The sequence below is a fragment of the Desulfatitalea alkaliphila genome (genome assembly GCF_022968795.1).
In the GTDB taxonomy this organism is placed as follows: domain Bacteria; phylum Desulfobacterota; class Desulfobacteria; order Desulfobacterales; family Desulfosarcinaceae; genus Desulfatitalea; species Desulfatitalea alkaliphila.
Map to the genome: position 1 here is coordinate 219,108 of NZ_JALJRB010000002.1, position 19,452 is coordinate 238,559.

At 58.1% G+C, this 19,452-nt stretch carries 16 protein-coding genes and 1 other RNA gene; 10 read left to right on the top strand and 7 right to left on the bottom strand.

Translation table 11 applies throughout. The features are described from left to right. Positions 1 to 10 precede the first annotated feature (10 nt). The 6 genes from MRX98_RS02885 to MRX98_RS02910 form a co-directional block, all read right to left on the bottom strand. The gene (locus tag MRX98_RS02885; RefSeq protein WP_246902864.1) at positions 11 to 1,105 is read right to left on the bottom strand and encodes a branched-chain amino acid ABC transporter permease; all 1,095 of its coding nucleotides are present in this window, start codon (positions 1,103 to 1,105) and stop codon (positions 11 to 13) included. Positions 1,106 to 1,108: 3 nt separating this feature from the next. Further along, a complete protein-coding gene (locus tag MRX98_RS02890) occupies positions 1,109 to 2,002 on the bottom strand; it encodes a branched-chain amino acid ABC transporter permease (protein ID WP_246902865.1) in 894 nt (297 codons plus the stop codon). Further along, entirely contained in the window at positions 1,999 to 3,927 is a 1,929-nt protein-coding gene (locus MRX98_RS02895) for an AMP-binding protein (RefSeq protein WP_246902867.1), read from the bottom strand. The genes MRX98_RS02890 and MRX98_RS02895 overlap by 4 nt, the downstream gene beginning before the upstream one ends. Before the next feature lie 7 nt (positions 3,928 to 3,934). Further along, positions 3,935 to 4,696, bottom strand: a complete 762-nt coding sequence (locus MRX98_RS02900; RefSeq protein WP_246902869.1) for an ABC transporter ATP-binding protein — start codon at positions 4,694 to 4,696, stop codon at positions 3,935 to 3,937. Between the two features lie 203 nt (positions 4,697 to 4,899). After that, positions 4,900 to 6,789 (bottom strand): bifunctional acetyl-CoA hydrolase/transferase family protein/GNAT family N-acetyltransferase, encoded by a 1,890-nt coding sequence (locus MRX98_RS02905; protein ID WP_246902870.1) that lies wholly within the window; start codon positions 6,787 to 6,789, stop codon positions 4,900 to 4,902. Positions 6,790 to 6,865: 76 nt separating this feature from the next. Next, positions 6,866 to 8,383 (bottom strand): PAS domain S-box protein, encoded by a 1,518-nt coding sequence (locus tag MRX98_RS02910; RefSeq protein WP_246902871.1) that lies wholly within the window; start codon positions 8,381 to 8,383, stop codon positions 6,866 to 6,868. 508 nt (positions 8,384 to 8,891) lie between these two features. Between MRX98_RS02910 and MRX98_RS02915 the strand changes: the two genes are divergently transcribed. The 9 genes from MRX98_RS02915 (at position 8,892) to MRX98_RS02955 (ending at position 16,687) form a co-directional block, all read left to right on the top strand. Continuing rightward, entirely contained in the window at positions 8,892 to 9,176 is a 285-nt protein-coding gene (locus MRX98_RS02915) for an HPr family phosphocarrier protein (protein WP_246902872.1), read from the top strand. 6 nt (positions 9,177 to 9,182) lie between these two features. Continuing rightward, positions 9,183 to 10,955 carry a phosphoenolpyruvate--protein phosphotransferase gene (ptsP, locus tag MRX98_RS02920; protein WP_246902873.1) on the top strand — a complete coding sequence of 591 codons (1,773 nt, stop codon included), beginning with the start codon at positions 9,183 to 9,185 and terminating at the stop codon, positions 10,953 to 10,955. A 1-nt stretch (position 10,956) separates the two neighbouring features. Beyond that, complete coding sequence (gene smpB / locus MRX98_RS02925) at positions 10,957 to 11,418, top strand: SsrA-binding protein SmpB (RefSeq protein ID WP_246902875.1); 462 nt, start codon at positions 10,957 to 10,959, stop codon at positions 11,416 to 11,418. Positions 11,419 to 11,529: 111 nt separating this feature from the next. Next, positions 11,530 to 11,883, top strand: a transfer-messenger RNA (tmRNA) gene (gene ssrA, locus MRX98_RS02930). A gap of 579 nt (positions 11,884 to 12,462) precedes the next feature. Then, a complete protein-coding gene (locus MRX98_RS02935) occupies positions 12,463 to 13,485 on the top strand; it encodes a type IV toxin-antitoxin system AbiEi family antitoxin (RefSeq protein ID WP_246902876.1) in 1,023 nt (340 codons plus the stop codon). Then, complete coding sequence (locus MRX98_RS02940; RefSeq protein WP_246902878.1) at positions 13,454 to 14,107, top strand: nucleotidyl transferase AbiEii/AbiGii toxin family protein; 654 nt, start codon at positions 13,454 to 13,456, stop codon at positions 14,105 to 14,107. Before MRX98_RS02935 ends, MRX98_RS02940 begins: the two co-directional genes overlap by 32 nt. A 142-nt stretch (positions 14,108 to 14,249) precedes the next feature. Further along, on the top strand, positions 14,250 to 14,693 hold the full coding sequence (locus MRX98_RS02945; protein WP_246902880.1) for a hypothetical protein: 444 nt from the start codon (positions 14,250 to 14,252) through the stop codon (positions 14,691 to 14,693). Further along, on the top strand, positions 14,629 to 15,756 hold the full coding sequence (locus MRX98_RS02950) for a virulence RhuM family protein (protein ID WP_246902882.1): 1,128 nt from the start codon (positions 14,629 to 14,631) through the stop codon (positions 15,754 to 15,756). The genes MRX98_RS02945 and MRX98_RS02950 overlap by 65 nt, the downstream gene beginning before the upstream one ends. 145 nt (positions 15,757 to 15,901) lie before the next feature. Continuing rightward, entirely contained in the window at positions 15,902 to 16,687 is a 786-nt protein-coding gene (locus tag MRX98_RS02955) for a hypothetical protein (protein WP_246902884.1), read from the top strand. On the opposite strand, the gene MRX98_RS02960 is transcribed toward MRX98_RS02955, so the two are convergent. Continuing rightward, positions 16,617 to 18,116 (bottom strand): ATP-binding protein, encoded by a 1,500-nt coding sequence (locus MRX98_RS02960; RefSeq protein ID WP_246902886.1) that lies wholly within the window; start codon positions 18,114 to 18,116, stop codon positions 16,617 to 16,619. The two genes, MRX98_RS02955 and MRX98_RS02960, sit on opposite strands and share 71 nt — an antisense overlap. 182 nt (positions 18,117 to 18,298) lie before the next feature. On the opposite strand from MRX98_RS02960, the gene MRX98_RS02965 reads away from it, so the two are divergent. After that, positions 18,299 to 19,048 carry a class I SAM-dependent methyltransferase gene (locus tag MRX98_RS02965; RefSeq protein WP_246902887.1) on the top strand — a complete coding sequence of 250 codons (750 nt, stop codon included), beginning with the start codon at positions 18,299 to 18,301 and terminating at the stop codon, positions 19,046 to 19,048. Positions 19,049 to 19,452: the final 404 nt, after the last annotated feature.

Consider the following 19,452-nt stretch of genomic DNA (forward strand, 5'->3'; position numbering starts at 1 on the left):
CCTCCGGCGATCAATAGCGGAAGGGCCAGAGCTTGACATAGGACCGCGCTATGCGCCACCAGTTGGCGATACCGCGGGGTTCGAACATCAGGAACAACACGATGACCAAGCCGAAGCTGAAGGGCCGCAGGGCGGTGGCCAGGTTCCCCTGGGCCGGAAAGATCTGGGCGGCCCAGGCCGACAAATGCTCCACCTGGATATCCAGAAACTCGATGGCCGCCGGCCCCCAGAACGCGCCGTGCAGTGTGCCCAGGCCGCCCACGATGGCCATGGCCAGGTAGGTGATGGAGTGGTGCAGGGTGAAGGATTCGATCCCCACCCCCCGGTACAGATAAGCGTGCAACGCACCGGCCAGACCGGCCATGAATCCGGCCAGGGCGAAGGCGTACACCTTGGTCAAACCCGGGTGCATGCCCATGGCGTCGGCGGCCCGGTCGTTGTCGCGCACGGCGATCAGACAGCGGCCGAAACGGGTGCGCATCAGGTTGCGGATGCCGAAACCGGTGATGACCACCACCACCAGGCTGGCATAATACCAGAAGACATAGTGGGACGAGCGGCCCACTTCGCCCGTCAACCAATGAACCCGGCCGATGTAGATGGTCTGCCCTTGGTTGAAAAAGCCCATGAAGTGGATGACCCACTCGAAGATCATCTGGAAGGAAAGGGTCGCGATGGCCAGGTAGAGATGTTTGAGCCGCAGGGCCGGCAACCCCACGAAAGCGCCGAACAGGGCGCCCATGCCGCCGGAAAGCACGATCATCAGCGGCCAGGCGTGGGTGATCAGTTTGTGACTGTCACCCAGTGTGGTGGCCAGCCCGGCCACGGTGTAGGCGCCGACGCCCACGAAGGCGGCATGGCCGATGGAGATCAAGCCGGCGTATCCGGTCACGATGTTCAGCCCCATCACCGCCACCACGGCGATCAAGGTGTGGTTGACCACCAGCATGTATTTGTTGCTCAGCTCGAAGAACAGGGGCCAGGCGAACAGCAGCACGAGAACGGCCACGAAGACCAGTCGGTCCAGGTGGGTGAAGAAGATGCGCTGCTCTTCACGGTAAGAGGTGAAGAAATTGCCGGTGGCCAGCCAACGGTTCGCGGACATAGGCTACACCCTCTCGATCTCATGGGTGCCGAACAGCCCGTGGGGCTTGAACAGCAGGATGATCAACAAAATGATGTAGGGCAGCACGTTGGCCGTGCCGCTCAGGCCCCACTGCCCGTCGAGATAACCGCCGGCGAACTGCTGAATCAGTCCCATGATGATGCCGGCCACCACCGCTCCGAAAACGGAATCCAGGCCGCCCAGAATCACGACGGGAAAGACCAGGATGCCGAAGGCGCGCAGCGTATCGAAATTGAGTCCGGTGATGTTGCCGATGATCGCCCCGGCGGCCGCGGCGCTCAGCCCCGCCATGGCCCAGGCGAGCCCGAAGACCCGAGGCACGGAGATGCCGATGGACATGGCGGCCAGTTGGTCATCGCTGACGGCCCGCATGCTGATGCCCAGGGTCGAACGTTTGAAAAACCAGGAAAACCCTCCGATCAGGATCACCGTGATGATCACGCCGACCAGTTGGGTCCAGGAAATGGAGACGCCGCCGAAGCTGATGGGCGTCACCGGCAGCACTGCGGGAAAAGAGTAATTCACCGAGCCGAAAGGGGTCAGATAGATGATGCCGTCCAGAATGGACATCAAGCCGATGGTCACCATGATCACCGAAATGATCGGTTCGCCGATCAAGCGCCGCAGGAAAACACGCTCCACGCTCATGGCCATGAAGAAGGTGAGCACCATGCTGGCCAGAAAGGCGATAAGGATCGGCACCTTGAGCCACACGGTGAGCGCATAGACCATGAAGGCGCCAATGGCGATGAGCTGCCCGTGGGCGATATTGAGCACCCGGCTCGATTTGTAGATCAACACGAAGCCGAGGGCCGAAAGGGCGTAAATGGACCCCACCACGATGCCGCTGATTACCAATTGAAAAAAGTAGCTCATGGCATGCCTTCCATAGTGTAGAACCGGATGATGGTTCGGACATCGGCCGTCTGCCCGTCCTGGTATTGAAAATGGGCATCCACCGTCTTTTCGGTGACCGACGGATCGTACAGTGCTTCGTAGAGCTCCTGGTACTTCTCCTTGACGAATTTACGCCGGATCTTGCCGGTCTTGGTCAACTCCCCGTCGTCCATATCCAGCAGTTTGTAGAGCAGGGCGAAACGATAAATCCGGAAGTGGGGCTTTTCCGCGTTGGCGTTGATGGTTTCCACCTCTTTGCGGATCAGGATCGCCACTTCGGGTTTGGCCGACAAGTCCATGAAGGTGCTGTAAGAGATCCCGTGGTCTTCGGCCCATTTGCCCACCACGACGGGATCGATGTTGATCAGGGCCGACACGAAGGGCTGACGGTCGCCGAAGATGACCGCCTCCTTGATATAAGGGCTGAACTTGAGGCGGTTCTCCAGGAACATGGGGCTGAACATCTCGCCGTCACGGTTGTGCATCACATCGGAGACGCGATCGATGACTACCAGATGGCCGTTTTCGTCGATGTAGCCCGCATCGCCGGAGTGCAGCCAGCCGTTTTCCAGCAGCTCTTGGGTCTTGTCCGGCAGCTTGAAATAGCCGCGGGTCACGGAGGCGGAGCGGGAGAGAATTTCGCCTTGGTCCGATATTTTGCACTCGGTGCCCGGCAGCGGCTTGCCAACGGTGTCCGGTCGGATATCGCCGTCCCGATGCATGTAAGCGATGCCCACGATCTCCGTCTGGCCATAGATCTGCTTCAAGTTGACGCCGATGGCCTGGTAGAAGGTGAACAGCTCCGGTCCCAGGGCGGCCCCGCCCGTGTAAGCCCGCCGTAGCCGCAGCAGTCCCACCTGGTTGATCAGGGGCCGGAACACCAGGGTGTCGCCCAGCCAGGAGAGCAGGCGCAGCCCCAAGGGCATCGCCCGGCCGGCCATGCGATAGCGCGCGGCCGCTTCGCCCACCTTGATGAAAAAACCGTAAAACCGCTTGTTGAGCCAATAGGACTCATCGATCTTGAGCCAGATGCGCGAGCGGATGGTTTCATAGATGCGGGGGGCACCGAACATGAAGTGGGGACCGATCTCCTTCAGGTCCTCCATGGCGGTCTCCACCGATTCGGGGAAATTGATGGTGATCCCCGTAGCCATGGCGATGCCGAAGCAGTTCATCTGCTCGCCGATCCAGGCAAAGGGCAGGAAAGAGAGATACTCATCCGTGGGTGCCAGGGGGTCCACCTTGGTGATCTGCACCCCCATATTGATGTAATTGCGATGGCTCAACATGGCGCCCTTGGGCAAGCCGGTGGTGCCCGATGTGAGGCACAAATGGCAGATGTCGTCGGGCCGGCCCTGATCGATCAAGGCATCGAAACGCTCGGGATCCGCCGCCAGCGCTTCTTCGCCCAGGGCATAGAGCCGCTCGATGTCCATGAACCACGGGTCCTGGCCGTAATCGCGCATGCCCCGCGGATCTTCGTAAATCACCTGCCGCACGTTGGGAATCCGGTCGCGGATCTTGACCAGCTTGTCCACCTGCTCCTGATCATTGCAGAAAACCAGCGCCACTTCCAGGTATTCGAGAATGCCGGCGATCTCCTCGGGCAGGCTGGTCTGGTAGATCCCGGCCGTGATGCCGCCCATGGCGTGGGTGCCGATGGCCATGAAAAACAACTCGGGAATATTGTCACCGATCAGGGCCACCTTGTCCTCGCGCTGCAGGCCGATGCGCTCGAGCCCCAGCGCGACACGGCGCACGTAAGTGTAATACCCTTCCCAGGTGTAGGGCTGCCAGCGGCCGAACGCCTTTTCGCGCAGGGCCACCTTGGACGGCGAAAGACGCACGCGCCAGCGCAGCAATTGCGGGATGGTGTACTGCAGCAGATGGTCCATCGATTCCATGGCGGCGTCACTCTTTTCCAATGTAGGCTTCGATCACTTTGGGATTGCGGGCCACTTCCGCCGGCGTGCCCGACCCGATCATCTCCCCGAAATCCAGCACATGAATCCGGTCCGAGATGTCCATCACCACGCCCAGGTCGTGCTCCACCAGAATGATGGTGGCGTTGCGCTCCTTTTGAATGTCCATGACGAACCGGACCATATCCTCCTTCTCTTCGATATTCATGCCGGCCATGGGCTCGTCGAGCAGCAACACCTGCGGCTCCATGGTCAAGGCGCGGGCCACCTCGACCCGCTTCTGAATGCCGTAGCTCAGGGTGCCGACGGTGTTTTTGCGGTAAGGCTCCAGCTCCATGAAATCGATCACCTCTTCCACGGTGCGGCGATTTTCCGCCTCCACCCGCGCGGCCTTGCCGATGAAGACAACGGCCTGCAACAAATTGTATTTGAGCTTGCTGTGTCGGGCCAGCAACAGGTTGTCGAGCACCGTCATGCCGCGAAACAGCTCCAGGTTCTGAAAGGCCCGGGCGATGCCCATCTTGGCCACTTGGTGGGGTGCGGCGTCGGTCAGCCGCTGGTCGCCGTAATGGATGTCGCCTTGGTCGGGATGATAAAAGCCGGAAATGCAGTTGAGCAGACTGGTTTTGCCGGCGCCGTTGGGACCGATGATCGAAGTGATGGTCCCCGGCTCGAATCGCATCGCCACGCCGGACAGTGCTTTGAGGCCGCCAAAGGTCAAGGTCACATCTGAGATGATCAGCGGATGCATAAAACCAACGGTCGATTCAAGGGTAATGGTAAGCGTACCGGGCCAAGCTGCAGAGGGGGACGCGGGCTTTCGGTCCACCGGCAATGCGGAACCGAAGGGTCCGGACGGTCCGCACAAGGCGTAAGGCCATCATCCGGCAAGAGGGCCGAACCTGTCAAGTGAGAAAAACAGTGGCAAAATAGCGGGAAACCACTACTACTACACTACCGCTGTCCACCATTCACGGCATCGAATTCGCACTTGAGGACCATCATCTCGTCATCGAAGGAGGTGGCCACGGGATAGGGCAACTGGTTGAAAAGTTTGATCATGCCATGGTTATCAGGGGCCACGTAGGCCACCAGGCCGGCGATGCCGTTCTCCCGCGCGGCCGAAGACAGCTTCTTGAGCAAAACCGAGCCCAACCCTTTGTGCCGATAAGCACTGTTGATGGAAAAGGCGATCTCGGCGATGTTGGTGTCCGGGTCCGCCAGGTACTCGCCCACGCCCACCACCCGGCCGAAGCCGAACTCGCCCACCAGCGCCACCAGGGTCAGATCATTGACGTAATCGATCTGGGACACCTCCTCCATCTCTTCCTGCAGAAAGCGGGTCTTGTCGTGGAAAAAGCGGGCGATCACATCATCTTCCGACAGGCTGTAGAAATGCTCCTGGATGCGCCGCTCGTCCACCGGCTTGACGGGACGCACGGTAACCTGTTCGCCGTCGATGACGAGCACCTCCTCCAGGTGGATGGGATAAACGCCGTGCAGGGATTCGTGCAGCGTGCGATCGGCGCTGAGCAACCCCATCTCCTTGGCCTGCACGAACAGTTCATCCCGGAAATCGGGGTGGGCGATGCTGATCATGGCCAGGGCCCGCTCCTGCAGGCTTTTGCCGAACAGATTCACCGCCCCGAACTCCGTCACCACGTATTGGATATCCCCTCGGGGCACCACCACGGCCGTATCGGAGAGCATGGGCACGATGCGGCTGCGGCTGCCGCGGGCGGTGGTCGACGGCAGCATCAGGATCGACTTGCCGCCGGGGGACTGAAAGGCCCCGCGCACAAAATCGTTGATGCCCGTCACCCCCGAAAAATGGCTGTGGGGCATGGCGTCTGCGGCCGCCTGGCCGGTCAGGTCCATGGCCATCACCACGCTCATGGAGATCAGCTTGTTGTTGCGCGCGATCACCGACGGATCGCACACATAATCGCAAGGATGAAACTCCACCGAGGGATTGTCGTCTAGAAATTCATACAGGTTGGCCGACCCGATGGCGCTGCTGGCGATGGTTTTGCCCTCATGCAGCCCCTTTTTCCGGTTGGTCACCACGCCCCTGGCCACCAACTGCATCATGTCGTCGGTCATGTAGAGAGTGTGAATGCCCAAGTCGTTTTTATCGGACAAGGCCAGCATCACCGCCTCGGAAGCGGTGCCCAGTCCGATGGCCAGGGTGCTGCCGTCGTCCACCAGGCGCCGGGCGATCAGGCGCGCGATGTCGTTGGCCGCCGGCATTTCGGGATTGGCCCCGATGGTCAACAGCGGCTCGTCGTGCTCCACGAACAGGTCCACATCGTTGACATGGATGAAGCTGCGGCCCAGCACCCGCGGCATGTTGCTGTTCACCTGGGCGATCACCAGCTCGGCCGCGCGGGCCGCCGCCAGGGTGATGTCCACCGAAATGCCCAGGCTCATCCAGCCGAAATCGTCGGGCGGCGACACCTGAATCAGGGCCACGTGGATGGGCAGCAGGCGGCTGGTGAAAAGCCTCGGAATGGCCGACATGTGAATAGGCGTCAAAAAGCGCTGATTGCGGGCGATCGCGGCGGCCTTGGCCGAGCCGAGATAGAAGGAGCGGATATTGAGGCTCTGATCCTTGGTCTGATTGGCGATCAGGGTCAGCGGCGCCGTTTCCAGGGTCATCAAGCGGATGATCTCCAGCTCCCTGAAACGGTCCGACTGCGTGGACAACTCCTGCACCAAATGCTGCGGCTCGCCGCAGGACGATCCGATGAAAACCCGCTGCGCCGGCTTGATCAACCGCAATGCATCATAAGCCGAACGCCGATTCTCCACATACTTATCCGCCCAATACCCCGCCAAGGCCATAAGCCCCCCTATTCAATAACGAAAAACTCCACCCAACCCAAAAAACCCAACAAACTCAACAAACTCAACAAACACGCTACGGTTGATCCATGGTTTGCAATACCGACCGCAAATTGCGGGCCGTTCCGTTCAGGCGCAATTTCTTGCGGATGTTGTGGCGGTGAAACAGCACCGTGTTCTTGGACACCAGCAACTCACTTGCGATCTCTTCGTTGGTCCGCCCCTCCTTGACCAGATTGGCGACCCGGATCTCGGTGGGGGTGAAATGGGAAAAGTGGTTGGCCAACCGGCTGGCAAAGGGTGAAACGATGTTGGCCAGGTTGGTGGACAATATACCCAACAGCGTCTGCTGGCGCGTGCTCAAGCGGGTGTTCTTCAACTGCTCCAGGTAGGGCCGCACCAGTTGCTGCACATTGTCGAGCACGTTTTTCTGCAGCTCATCCTTGTCCGCCTCGCGCTGCTTGATCAGCACCCGCAGGGCCGTATTGACCTCTTCCAAATGTTCGGACTGCGCCTGCAGGTCCACCTCACGGCGCAGCAGCGCCTTTTGCGCCTCCTTGCGCTCCTCCACCTCCCGGGCCAAACGCCGGTTGGCGGCATTGAGCTCGGCCGTGCGCTCGCGCACCAGCTCCTCCAACTGATCCTGGTATCGGCGTAAGGCCAGCGCCGCCCGCCGATGTTCGGTCACATCCCGCAAGGTGACGATATTGCCCACCGGGTGCCCCGAATCATCCCGGTAGAGGCAGGAGCTGAGTTGGACATCCAACGTGCGCCCATCGCGGGTCACGCGCCGGGTTTCGAACAGGTGGATCTTTTCCCCCCGCAGCATGGCCGCGATGGCCTCCCGGGTTTCGGGCCAGGCATCGGGCGGCACGAAATCGATGGGCTTGCCCAGTACCTTCTCGCGGGACATGCCGAAGGTCAGCTCGAAGGCGGGGTTCACATAGGTGGCCGTGCCCTGCATATCGTAAACCACGATGGGATCGGGGGAGGATTCCAGGAAGTTGCGGTAACGTCGTTCGCTTTCACGGATCCGGGCCTCGGCCTTCTGCCGCTCGTTCAACTCGCGCCGCAACTCCAGGTGCAGCTCGGCTTTGTTCAGCGCCAGCAGGGCGAGGGCGGCGAAACGCTCCAGCAGCTGGATATCGTCGGCATCGAAGCAGCGCTCGGGCGCCACGTGTCCCAACCCCATCACCCCCCGCACCCGCCGTTCGTCACGCAGCGGGATGCCCACCGCGCAGCGCAGCGGATCCAGGGCGGCATCGGGCAGCCGCCGCTCCCATCGGCAATAATCGGCCACCACCAGCGGACGTCCCGTGCGCCACACCTGGCCGCCCAACCCTTCGCCGGGACGCACCCGGCGGCCGACTTGCCCTTCGAAGAACCCCATGCCGACCCGGATCTCCATGCAGGCATCATCCGGCGTACACAAATAGACATAACCGTGCCGGGTGTTGGTTAAGGCCGCGGCCCGCAACAAGATGGTCTGCAACAGCGCCTGGGGATCGGGTTGGTCGATCAGGGCCAAAGCGGTTTCATGCAGCGCGCTGAGAAATTGACCGTAGCGCCGCACCACCGGGTCTGCCACCGGCATCGATTCACCTTGCCGGCCATCCACGGCAATGCTGGAAGAAGAGACATCCACCATCGGGACCATCCCAAGAGAAAGGCCAAATCTGATGCTTCACATGCTAATCGCTGCCGCCGCCATAAGTCAATCGACGATTTGAAATCGAATTGACACCCTTGGCGGATGATGGTAGGGGTCTGCGATTCAGTATTCATCCTGAAACGGCTCCTTGCGGCTCGGATCGCGGCCGCATCGCGGATGGCAAACCACCGTGAAGGCAGCGCAGGGACACGGGAGGCCGTTTCCCGATGGACACGATGAATGGGGGATGGCCTTTTTAAACGACCCGATCCAAAAGTCCGCCACACACCTATTTCCGCCGCAATCCAACAGGCACTCCTGATGGCATCGCATTCGCCGTTGGCCGACTTTAAATGAAACAGACATGGTGCAGGTTGCAGCCACCCGGAAACGGCGGCTGCGGTCCAAATCAAGGCTGCAGCGATGAGGCGCTGATCAGATTCAATGCCATATGCAATCCGACGCTCAAAACGAACTGTTACGCGAAGTGGTGATTGTCAACGCGCTGGGACTCCACGCCCGTTCGGCCGCAAAACTTGCCAAAATCGCCCAAAAAGCCGATAAAGGGGTATGGCTGCACCACGGCGATGAGCAGGTGGACGCCAAAGAGGTCATCGATATATTAACACTAGGAGCGGCCCGGGGGGATCGATTGCAAATCCGCATCGACGCTCCCGCCGACCGGGATACGCTCGATCAGATCGTGGCGCTGGTCAACAGCGGCTTTGGAGAGTAGTCGGGTATGACGGAACAGGCATCCAGGGAAATCGTGTTGCACGGGATCGGCGGATCCCCCGGCATCTGCATCGGCAAGGCGTACCTGGTGGACAAGGACGGCGTCGATGTGGTGCCCAAATACGCGGTTTGCCAAACCAAACTGGAAGCGGAAAAAAAACGCTTCAAAGTGGCGGTCAAGAAAGCCATCGACGAGCTGCACGCCATCATCAAGGAAACATCCGCCGAACTGCGGGAAAACGCCAAGATTTTGGAGACCCATGTGGTGCTGCTCAAGGACAAGATGCTCTACGGACGCACCATCGACACCATCGATAAAGAACACATCAACGCCGAGTGGGCCCTGCGCAAGGTGGTGCTGGCCATCAAGCCGCTGTTCGAGGGCATGGACGATCCCTACCTGCGGGACCGCGCCGAGGACGTGGGCAACGTTTGCGAACGTATCATGAAGCACCTCACCGGCTCGGCCGGCGTCAGCATCCGCACCATCGACAAGCGGGTGATCCTGGTGGCCCAGGACCTCTCCCCGGCCGAAACCAGCCAGATCCAGCTCGAACGGGTTATGGGCTTCGTCACCGACCGCGGCGGCCGCGCCTCCCACACCAGCATCATCGCCCGCAGTTTGGAAATCCCCGCCGTGCTGGGCCTGGAAAAGGCCACCAGCACCATCCGCAACGACGACATCATCGTCGTTGACGGCACCGCCGGCGTGGTGGTGGTCAACCCCTCGGAAGAGACCCTGGCCCAAGCCGAAACGCGCAAAATAGAGTTCGAAAACCGCCGTGCCTTCTATGCCCGCAGCGGTCACCTGCCGGCCAAAACCCGCGACGGCATCGAGCTGACGGTCATGGGCAACATCGAAATGCCCGAGGAGGTCGTGGCCGTCAAGGACCGCGGCGGCGACGGCATCGGCCTCTACCGCACCGAGTTCCAGTACCTGGCGCGCCAGGATTTCCCCAGCGAGGACGAACTGTACGAACACTACAAAGACGTGCTGGACGTCATGCCCGGCCAGCCGGTGACCATCCGCACCCTGGACATCAACGGCGACAAGGCCATGGCCCACAACAGCGACATCGAGGAGAACCCGGTGCTGGGCCTGCGAGCCATCCGCTACTGCCTCAAGAAACCGGAAGTGTTCATCACCCAACTGCGGGCCATCCTGCGCGCCGCCCAACACGGCCAGGTGCGCATCCTGGTGCCCATGATCTCCAAAATCGAAGAGGTCCAACAAACCCGCCGCCTGCTGGAAAAAGCGGCCGAATCCCTGAAAAAAGAGGGGTTCCGCCACCAGCGAAGGGTGCCCCTGGGCATCATGATCGAAGTGCCCTCCGCCGCCATCATGGCCGACGCCCTGGCCCGCGAAGTGGACTTTTTCAGCATCGGCACCAACGACCTGATCCAGTACACCATGGCCATCGACCGCGGCAACCGGCACGTGGCCTACCTCTACAGCCCGCTGCACCCGGCGGTCCTGCGCCTGCTCAAGCACGTCACCGAAGCCGGCGCCCGCCACAACGTCCCGGTCTTCATGTGCGGCGAAATGGCCGGCGAAAGCATCTACGTGCCCATCCTGCTGGGGCTGGGCATCAAGGAACTCAGCGTCAACGCCCAGGCCATACCCCTGATCAAAAGTGCCGTGCGCGCCGTCGACGTGGAACAGGCGCGCCAATTCGTTGACCGCCTGCTGCAGCAGACCACCATCGCGCAAATCGAAAAACTGCTTGAAACCACCTACGGTGATCTGAAGAACAACCATCACCACATCTGGGAGCGTTAGGGTGCCAAAGGACCACATCAAACTGATCGCCGACAACCGCAAGGCGCGCCACGACTATTTCATCGAAGACGAATTCGAAGCCGGCCTGGTGCTCACCGGCACCGAAGTCAAATCCCTGCGCCAGGGGCGCGCCAACCTCAAGGACGCCTACGCCCGCATCAAAAAAGGCGAAGTGTGGGTCCACCAGATGCACATCAGCCCCTACACCTTCGCCTACTACGACAACCACGACCCTCTGCGGGTGCGCAAGCTGCTGTTGCACAGGCATGAAATCAAACAACTCTACGGCAAAATGAACGAAAAAGGCTACGCCCTGATCCCCCTGCGCCTCTATTTCCGCGACGGCAAGGTCAAACTCCAGCTCGCCCTGGCCAAGGGCAAGAAAAAATACGACAAACGGGATTCCATCCGCCGCCGCGACGAACAAAGGGACCTGGACCGCCAACGCAAAGAGTACAAATAAGCATCCATGGCGCTGTTACATTGACAAACCCAAACGATCCATTATATTTAAGCCGTTAATTGCTCTTTAAAAGAAATCGGCACCACCCTCGAACACCAACCATCCAAATATGGGGGCGAAACGGCTTCGACGGGGACAAAGAAGTGCTGGTTGCATGCCGAGTGCTCATCGGCTCGTAAACTCGATGGGAAACTAAATATAATCGCAGACGATTATAACTACGCCGTAGCTGCTTAGGCAGCTGCCGTCCTACCGTATCACTCCTGCGGACACGGATAGGGCGCCGACTTGCAGGATAGTTTATGCCGAATGCCTGTTACGGTATAAATGAAATTCTAGCAGGCTAGCGGTTCCAGCCTCTCGTCCGATGGAGCCTCGAATCGCGAACTTAATCATCGGAACAAGCATGTAGACGCCAGTGCGGAATGTTTTCGGACGCGGGTTCAACTCCCGCCGCCTCCACCATTATACAGTTGATAACCCGTTTCTCCGGGATTCTTATCCGGGAGGGCGGGTTTTGTTTTTGCCCTTATATTCAAGGCCTTTGGCGTATTTGCCATCTTTTAAAACCATTCTCTGATCACCTGATTTTTCCCTTTTTCCTGCCCTTCATTCTCTGTTTGCCCCCTGATTCTCCGTTTCGTTCGGACCTGGTCCGATACTCGTCCGGTAAGCTATATCCTTGTCCTGCAAGGGCTTACGGTAAATCGCCTTTTTTGGTGGTTGTGTTAAGTCTGCATCCGGTGTTGCAATCGGACCTCTTTTCCGAACTCACCGAGCGCCAAACGGAAAAGAAACGGAATCAATCTATATTTCCAGCCACTAAATGTAATAATTGCAATATATTAGTTTGATTTATGCTGAATGCGCTGATATTGTGTTCAGTATTATATCTCGTACATTTTTGATGAACATCTAAGATTTTTGAACACAATTGATACTTGCAAGCACTGCAATACGCATGGATCACTTGCTTTTTGTTCAAAAATTTATTATGTTCACGATGAATGTACTTTAATAATTATTGAACAACAGGATATCCAGATGGATCAGCTGACTAAGAATCTGATCAATAGAGCCGTGGAAACGCTTGCACAAGCCACCGGCATAGAAGTGGTACTCCGGGCAAATGTCTTAAAAGCGAAAAATGCCAATCCTGATAGTCTTGTCCGGATCGACTATGATGATATGCACTATGATTTCGCCATACAGGCCAAGGCAAGGGTGACGCGTGCGACAGTAGCAATGGAAAAAGCCCAGCCAACGCTGCCTGGGCAAAATCGCATTCTGGTCACGGAATATGCAACGCCGCAGATGGCGGACCTGATGAAGGAAATCGGACTGCTTTTTATGGACACGGCCGGCAATGCATACATTAACAAGCCGCCGCTTTATATCTTCATCAAGGGCAACAAGCGTCCTGAAAACCTGAAACCTGCTCCCATAAAGCGTTTATTCAAACCCGCCGGATTGAAGGTCGTATTTGCGCTGCTGAACAATCCTGAAATGGTCGATTGGCCTTATCGACAGATCGCCGCCGTGACGGATGTGGCCCTGGGAACGGTCGACTGGATTTTCAAGGACCTCAAAGAAATGGGGTTCCTCCTTGAAATGGGCGGACGCAAACGAAAGATCACCAACCCATTGCAGCTGCTCAAAAGATGGGTGGAGGCCTATCCGGAGCAATTGCGCCCCAAGCTTGGCCTTGGGCGTTTCAAGGCGGATGACCCCGACTGGTGGAAGGATGTCGATATTACCGGTTACAACGCTTGCTGGGGCGGTGAAGTTGCGGCCGCCAAGCTCACCAAGCAGCTGAAGCCGGAAAAAGTCGTCATCTATGCCCCTGAACCGCCGGGTAAATTGATTATTGAAAAAAAACTGCGTAAAACCACGGCCGGCGACATCGAAATGCTGAAACCCTTCTGGACGTTTAAGCATGAGTGTGACGCGCAGGGCATCGCGCCGCCGCTCCTGGTCTATGCGGACCTGATGGCCACCGGGGATGATCGCAACATCGAAACGGCAGAAATGATTTATGACAACTATCTCGCACAACCTGACCGGTAAGACCGATAAAAAAACCGTCGCCCTTCTATTTGAGATTGATACAATTGCCCGGGACTTGAAACTTACCTTTTTCATTGTCGGCGCCACTGCTCGCGATATCCTGCTGCAGCATGCCCATGGTCTTCACACAACAAGAGCCACGCTGGATGTCGACATCGGCGTGTTTGTCTCTGATTGGGAGCAGTTTCGGACTTTAAAAGAAACCCTTGTGCGCACGGGAAAATTCAGTCCAACCAGGCAGGCTCAACGCCTGCTTTTCGACGACGAATTACTGCTGGATATCATTCCATTCGGCGGCATAGCAGAAGAAAACCATTCGATCGCTTGGCCGCCGGATTATGATATCCAGATGAGCGTCGCGGGTTTCCAGGAATGCTATCAGCATGCCGTTTCCGTGCAAGTAAGGGCCGAGCCTGATTTGGTCGTAAAGATCGTCTCCCTGGCAGGTCTGGCGATATTGAAGCTTGTCTCATGGGATGACAACATTGAAAGGCGTGGCAAGGATGCTGCCGACCTGTTTTTTATCATGAGAAATTTGCCACACCCGCATGAAACGTTCCGGGGCTTGGTGGGTGAAGCAAACAGGAAACCGGATGCTCGCGATCCGTTGCGCCATCTATAATGGCACCTACGACAAGGTTTTTGAAAAGTACAAAAAGGCACAGGTATCGGTCTGATCAATTACTTTTTATTAACAGTTTGATAATGCTCCCACCCACCACCGGAAACGCTGGGGGCGACTCTTCAACCATGTTGGCCGATCATTGAAAAATAGCGGCAGGCATCTGGATAAAACACTGACCGACCGCATTATCGCTTTTTTCGATTGGCGCTTTGTAGCCGCTGAACCGCTGGAGCTTCAGGAATTTACCTTTTGGCTGGAAGCCGAATGTCTCGATCCGGACTGGCGTTTGCAATCATACTCGAAGATTCTCGATCTTGGCCGGGGAAAAGATGTTGGACTTTCGCTTGAGGTGAGAGCTCTGAATAAACTGCTCCCGAATCACCTGGCATTGGTTGTCGAATGCTTTGCCAAAATCACGAATGCCATGGACCAAGGCACGCAGATGTATATTTCAGCCGATGAGGCCAAGCCAATTTTGAAGGCTGGCCTGACCGCTGAAGACCCTCAGGTCCGCGAAAATGCTGAACGTGCCCGGGAAAATCTGTTGCGGCTCGGCCGCTTTGATTATCTGGACGTTGAATGAGGGGAAACATGCCATGACTGACCGCGACAAAAAACTGATTCGCAACTCCACCGCTGAATTCCTGATTTTCACCGGTCAGGCGGGTGAACAAAACATTGAGGCCCGTTATGAGGACGAAACCATCTGGCTGACCCAGCAGTTGATGGCAGAGCTTTTTCAATCCTCTAAGCAAAATATCAGCCATCATATTCGAAGCATTTTCGATGAGGGAGAGCTGAATCCAGAGGCAACTGTCAAAAAATATTTGACAGTTCGCCAAGAGGGGAAGCGGCAGGTTCAGAGGGAGCTGGAATATTACAATCTGGACATGATCATTTCCGTTGGCTACCGGGTCAATTCGGTGCGGGCTACCCAGTTCCGCCAGTGGGCCACACAGGTTTTGCGAGAGTTTGCCATCAAAGGCTATGTGCTGGACAAAAAGCGCATGGAAAACGGCGCGTTTCTGGGTGAGGACTATTTCGAACGCCTGTTGGAAGAGATCCGCGAGATCCGCCTCTCGGAGCGGCGCTTCTACCAGAAAATCACCGACATCTATGCCACCAGTGTCGATTACAATCGGGACGCGCCGACCACCAAGGCGTTTTTCGCCAAGGTTCAGAACAAGCTGCATTTTGCCATCCATGGCCATACCGCTGCCGAGTTGATCCTGCAGCGGGCCGACAGCACCAAGGCCAACATGGGGCTGACCACCTGGGAAAAGGCCCCTGACGGCAAGATTCTGAAAACCGATGTTGCGGTGGCCAAAAACTATCTGGCCAAGGAGGAGCTGGAAGCTCTTGGGCGGATTGTGAATGCCTATCTTGATCTTGCCGAGGAACGCGCACTGCGCAAAATCCCCATGACCATGGAGGACTGGGCCAAGCGGCTGGACGCCTTCCTGGAGTTCACCGAGCGTGACATTCTGCAGCACAGTGGCAAGGTAAGTGCGGATATCGCCAAGGCTCATGCCGAAAGCGAATTCGAGAAGTACCGTATCGTGCAGGATCGGCTGTTTGAAAGCGACTTTGACCGGATAGTGAAGCAGATCGAATCCGCCGGAGAGGAAAAACCGGAGAAAGAATAAACGGCCTACTTGAGGGGTGACTTGGGGGGGGTGACTTGGGGGGTGAAACTTGCGACAAACTCGCGACACGGCTTGCGACATGCCCTGGCTCACCGATCAAGAACCGACCAAGTAACCGATCAAGTAAATTTCTGGAAGTGAGTTTATGACGCATCCTGCGTTCCAACGCTATATCGGCATCGACTATTCCGGCGCGGAAACACCGGATGCCAGCCTGAAAGGGCTCCGGGTTTACGAGGCCAGCCGCGAGTCTGAGCCAGTAGAGGTGGAACCGCCGCCCAGCCCGTGCAAATACTGGACCCGGCGCGGCTTGGCGGAATGGCTGGCGGAACAGCTATCCGGGGATGTGCCGACCATCGTTGGTATCGACCACGGCTTTTCCTTTCCCCTGCGGTATTTCGAGGTCCATTGGCTGGAACCGGATTGGCCGACCTTCCTTGATGATTTCCAGAAACACTGGCCGACCGATGCCGAGCACACCTACGTCGATTTCATTCGCCTCGGTTTAATGGGCGAGGGCGAGGCCCGTTCCGGCAGCGCCCGCTGGCGGCGGATAACCGAGGAACGGGCCGGGGCCAAGTCGGTCTTTCACTTCGACGTGCCCGGTTCGGTGGCCAAATCGACCCATGCCGGATTGCCCTGGCTTCGGTATCTGCGCAATCAGCTCTGTGAGCGGGTCCATTTCTGGCCCTTCGATGGCTGGGAAATTCCTGCCGGCAAATCCGCGCTTGGGGAGGTCTACCCGTCGTTTTGGAGCAAGAGCACTCCACGGGAGCGCCGCACGCCCGACCAGCACGATGCCTACGTCGCTGCCGCCTGGCTGCGGCAGGTTGATACGGGTGGCAGCCTCGGTAAATTTCTCAAGCCGGACATGCTGCCCGGCGAATACCCCGTTGCCCAGGTCGAAGGATGGATTCTCGGCGTGATGTGACGCGATCGATCATTTTAGGAAGCGGCACGAACCTAAAATAAGATGAGCCGCTATTTTCGGTTCGCGGCTCCATCTCCAGCAGAAACCGCCAGACCGGCGCCACCTGGATGGTGCCGAAGCCCACGGGGATGGTTTCATCGGTGCGCCAGGTGACGATGGTCCCTTCAGCCACCGCCAGTTCGACCATGGCTTCGGAGAGGGATCGAACTTCGCACTGCCTGACGCGGGGATCGGCCAGGGAGGCGCAGACCTGGACCAGCATTACGGCTCGTTCTTGGCCCGGCGCTGTCGGCAGCAGCGCGACAAGGTCCACCTCCCGGCCCGTTTTGGTCTTGTGGTAGAAGATCTCCGGCGTCACCCGGCGCAGCGCGGTGAACACCATATTCTCCAGCAGACTGTCGCGGTTGGTGAGGATGCCGGAGCTGACCGAGGCCGCAAGGGCGTGATCGATGCAATAGACCTTGCGGGGATTGACGCTGATCCGGGTCGGCGAGCTGGAAAAGATGTTCACGCTGAACAGCAACCCGGCATCCTCGAACCAGGCGAGCCAGTCGACCACCGAGCTTTTGCGCACCCGGTGGCCGAGGGACTTCAGGAAGTCGGTCAGGTGACTGACGGCGTAAAAGGAGCCGGTGTTGTCCGCCAGCCAGTGTGCCAGATCGATCACCGCCCGAGGGTGGGAGATGTTGTGGTGGCCGATGATGCTGGCGATAATCGCATTCCAGTTCGCCTGATGGGCTTCGATGCGCTGGCGCTGGTCGAGGCCGTTCACACCGGGGAAGCCGCCGACCTGCCAGAAGTTCTCGAATGCCTTCTGGATGGTCAGCCGCTGCATGTTGGAGAGCGGGCCGTCGCTCTCGATGCCCTTGCCGTCGAGGAACTCACGGAACGAAAGCGGCAAGATCTCCCAGGAGACGATCCGGCCGGTCAGCGGGCTGGCGGTGTCCTCATCCGGTGAGGGCAGCAAGGAACCGGCCACGGTGACCTCGCACTTTTCGGTGCGCGTCAAGCGGCCGATGAAGAGCGGCCAGTGCGGGAGCGCCTGCACCTCGTCGAAAAAGCAATGAACCGTCTCGCTGCCGCGCTTCTGCGGGTGGAGCTCGAAGTACGCCTCCAGGATGAGGTCCGGGTTTTCGTGCCGCAGCCAGTAAAGCCGGTCATCGGCCAGGTCGAGAGAGAGGATGTTCTCAACGGGAACCCCGCTCTCGATCAACTGCCGGATGCGCTGGCGCAGCAAGGCGGTCTTGCCGCTCCCCCTGACGCCGGTGACCACCGAGACCTTGCCCGGCAGATTGCCAATGGTGACACGCCGGGGAAGCAGGCCGCCCGACGGTTCAAGGTTCTGGTATTCGCGGATGATTTGTTTCAGGCATTCGATCATGGCATGGCCCGGTGCTCCCTGTTCATTTTGGCAACCGGTGTCATTCATGCTTGGCTGGTCGGAATAAGCAAGTGGTTTGTCGAAAAGGCAGACGACTCAGTTCGATTCCGTTTTCGGGAACCGAACCGGCGTCCGAAATGGTTGCCGGGAACAATCCCGCTTTGCGGAAAACAGGCGCAGATGTTACATGAGAGGAAGCACGCAAACATTAATCAAGAGAGAAACCGTGTATGGATGATTTCCAATTACTCATTGATCTCCACCGGCCTGCGAAACGGCAAGGTCCAGGCGGAGACACTGAAACAAAACTGGCGATGGAGCTGGCTGGACTCGACCTGTCACGCCCGCTAAAGATTGCGGATATCGGCTGCGGTACCGGCGCATCGACCATTCTGCTGGCAAGGGAGCTGGACGCCGACATTACAGCCGTGGACTTCCTGCAGGAGTTTCTGGATGAACTGCAAATCAGAGCCAGTGAGCAGGGCGTGGCGGACAGGATCACCACGCTGAACTGTTCCATGGATGCCCTGCCGTTTGATGAGGGTGAATTCGACGTGATCTGGTCTGAAGGGGCCATCTACAATATCGGCTTCGAGGCAGGGGTCTCCACCTGGCGCCGCTTCCTGAAACCCGGAGGAAAGCTCATTGTTTCCGAGATCACCTGGCTCAGTGCCACACGACCGGCGGAGCTCCAATCCCATTGGCATTCGGAGTACCCGGAGATCGATGTCGCCTCGGCAAAGATCGGGATAGTGGAGCGGCATGGTTACAGCCCGCAGGGCTACTTTGTCCTGCCGGTGCATTGCTGGCTGGAGGATTACTATCGCCCCATGCAGAGCCGTTTTGATGCGTTTCTGGAGCGGCATGGTCACAGCAACCAGGCCAAGGCTATCGTCGATGCGGAACGGCACGAAATAGCCCTGTATGAAAGATTCCGTGACTACTACAGCTACGGCGTTTACGTGGCGAAAAAGGTGTGAGCCATGACGCCACCGGAGGCAGGATTGCTTGCCCGGGATGCTCAATTCGATTCCCGTTTTGGGAACCGAACCGGCGTCCGAAAACCGGATTCGAAGTTGTTGCGGTTCGTCGCCAGGTATCCGGTTTTACTGCAAACCCGTCACCCTCGTCCGGTGCCGGGAAATCGAGGAAGAAAATCGTTTCTCTGGTCGGGTTGTCGGGAAGTGGTTGTGGGATATGACTTCGGCGTTTATTATCAAGGAGTTGCGAGGAGCACGGGCTTTGAGACTGTTTTGCGGTAGGTCGTCGTTCCCTCCGATTTTGCCGGTCTGAGAGCTAACGCAAATCGGACTCACCTGGAAAACGCAAAAATTATTCACCCCGATTTCCCGCGTTTCCGACCTCCCGCCGACACCGCCTCACA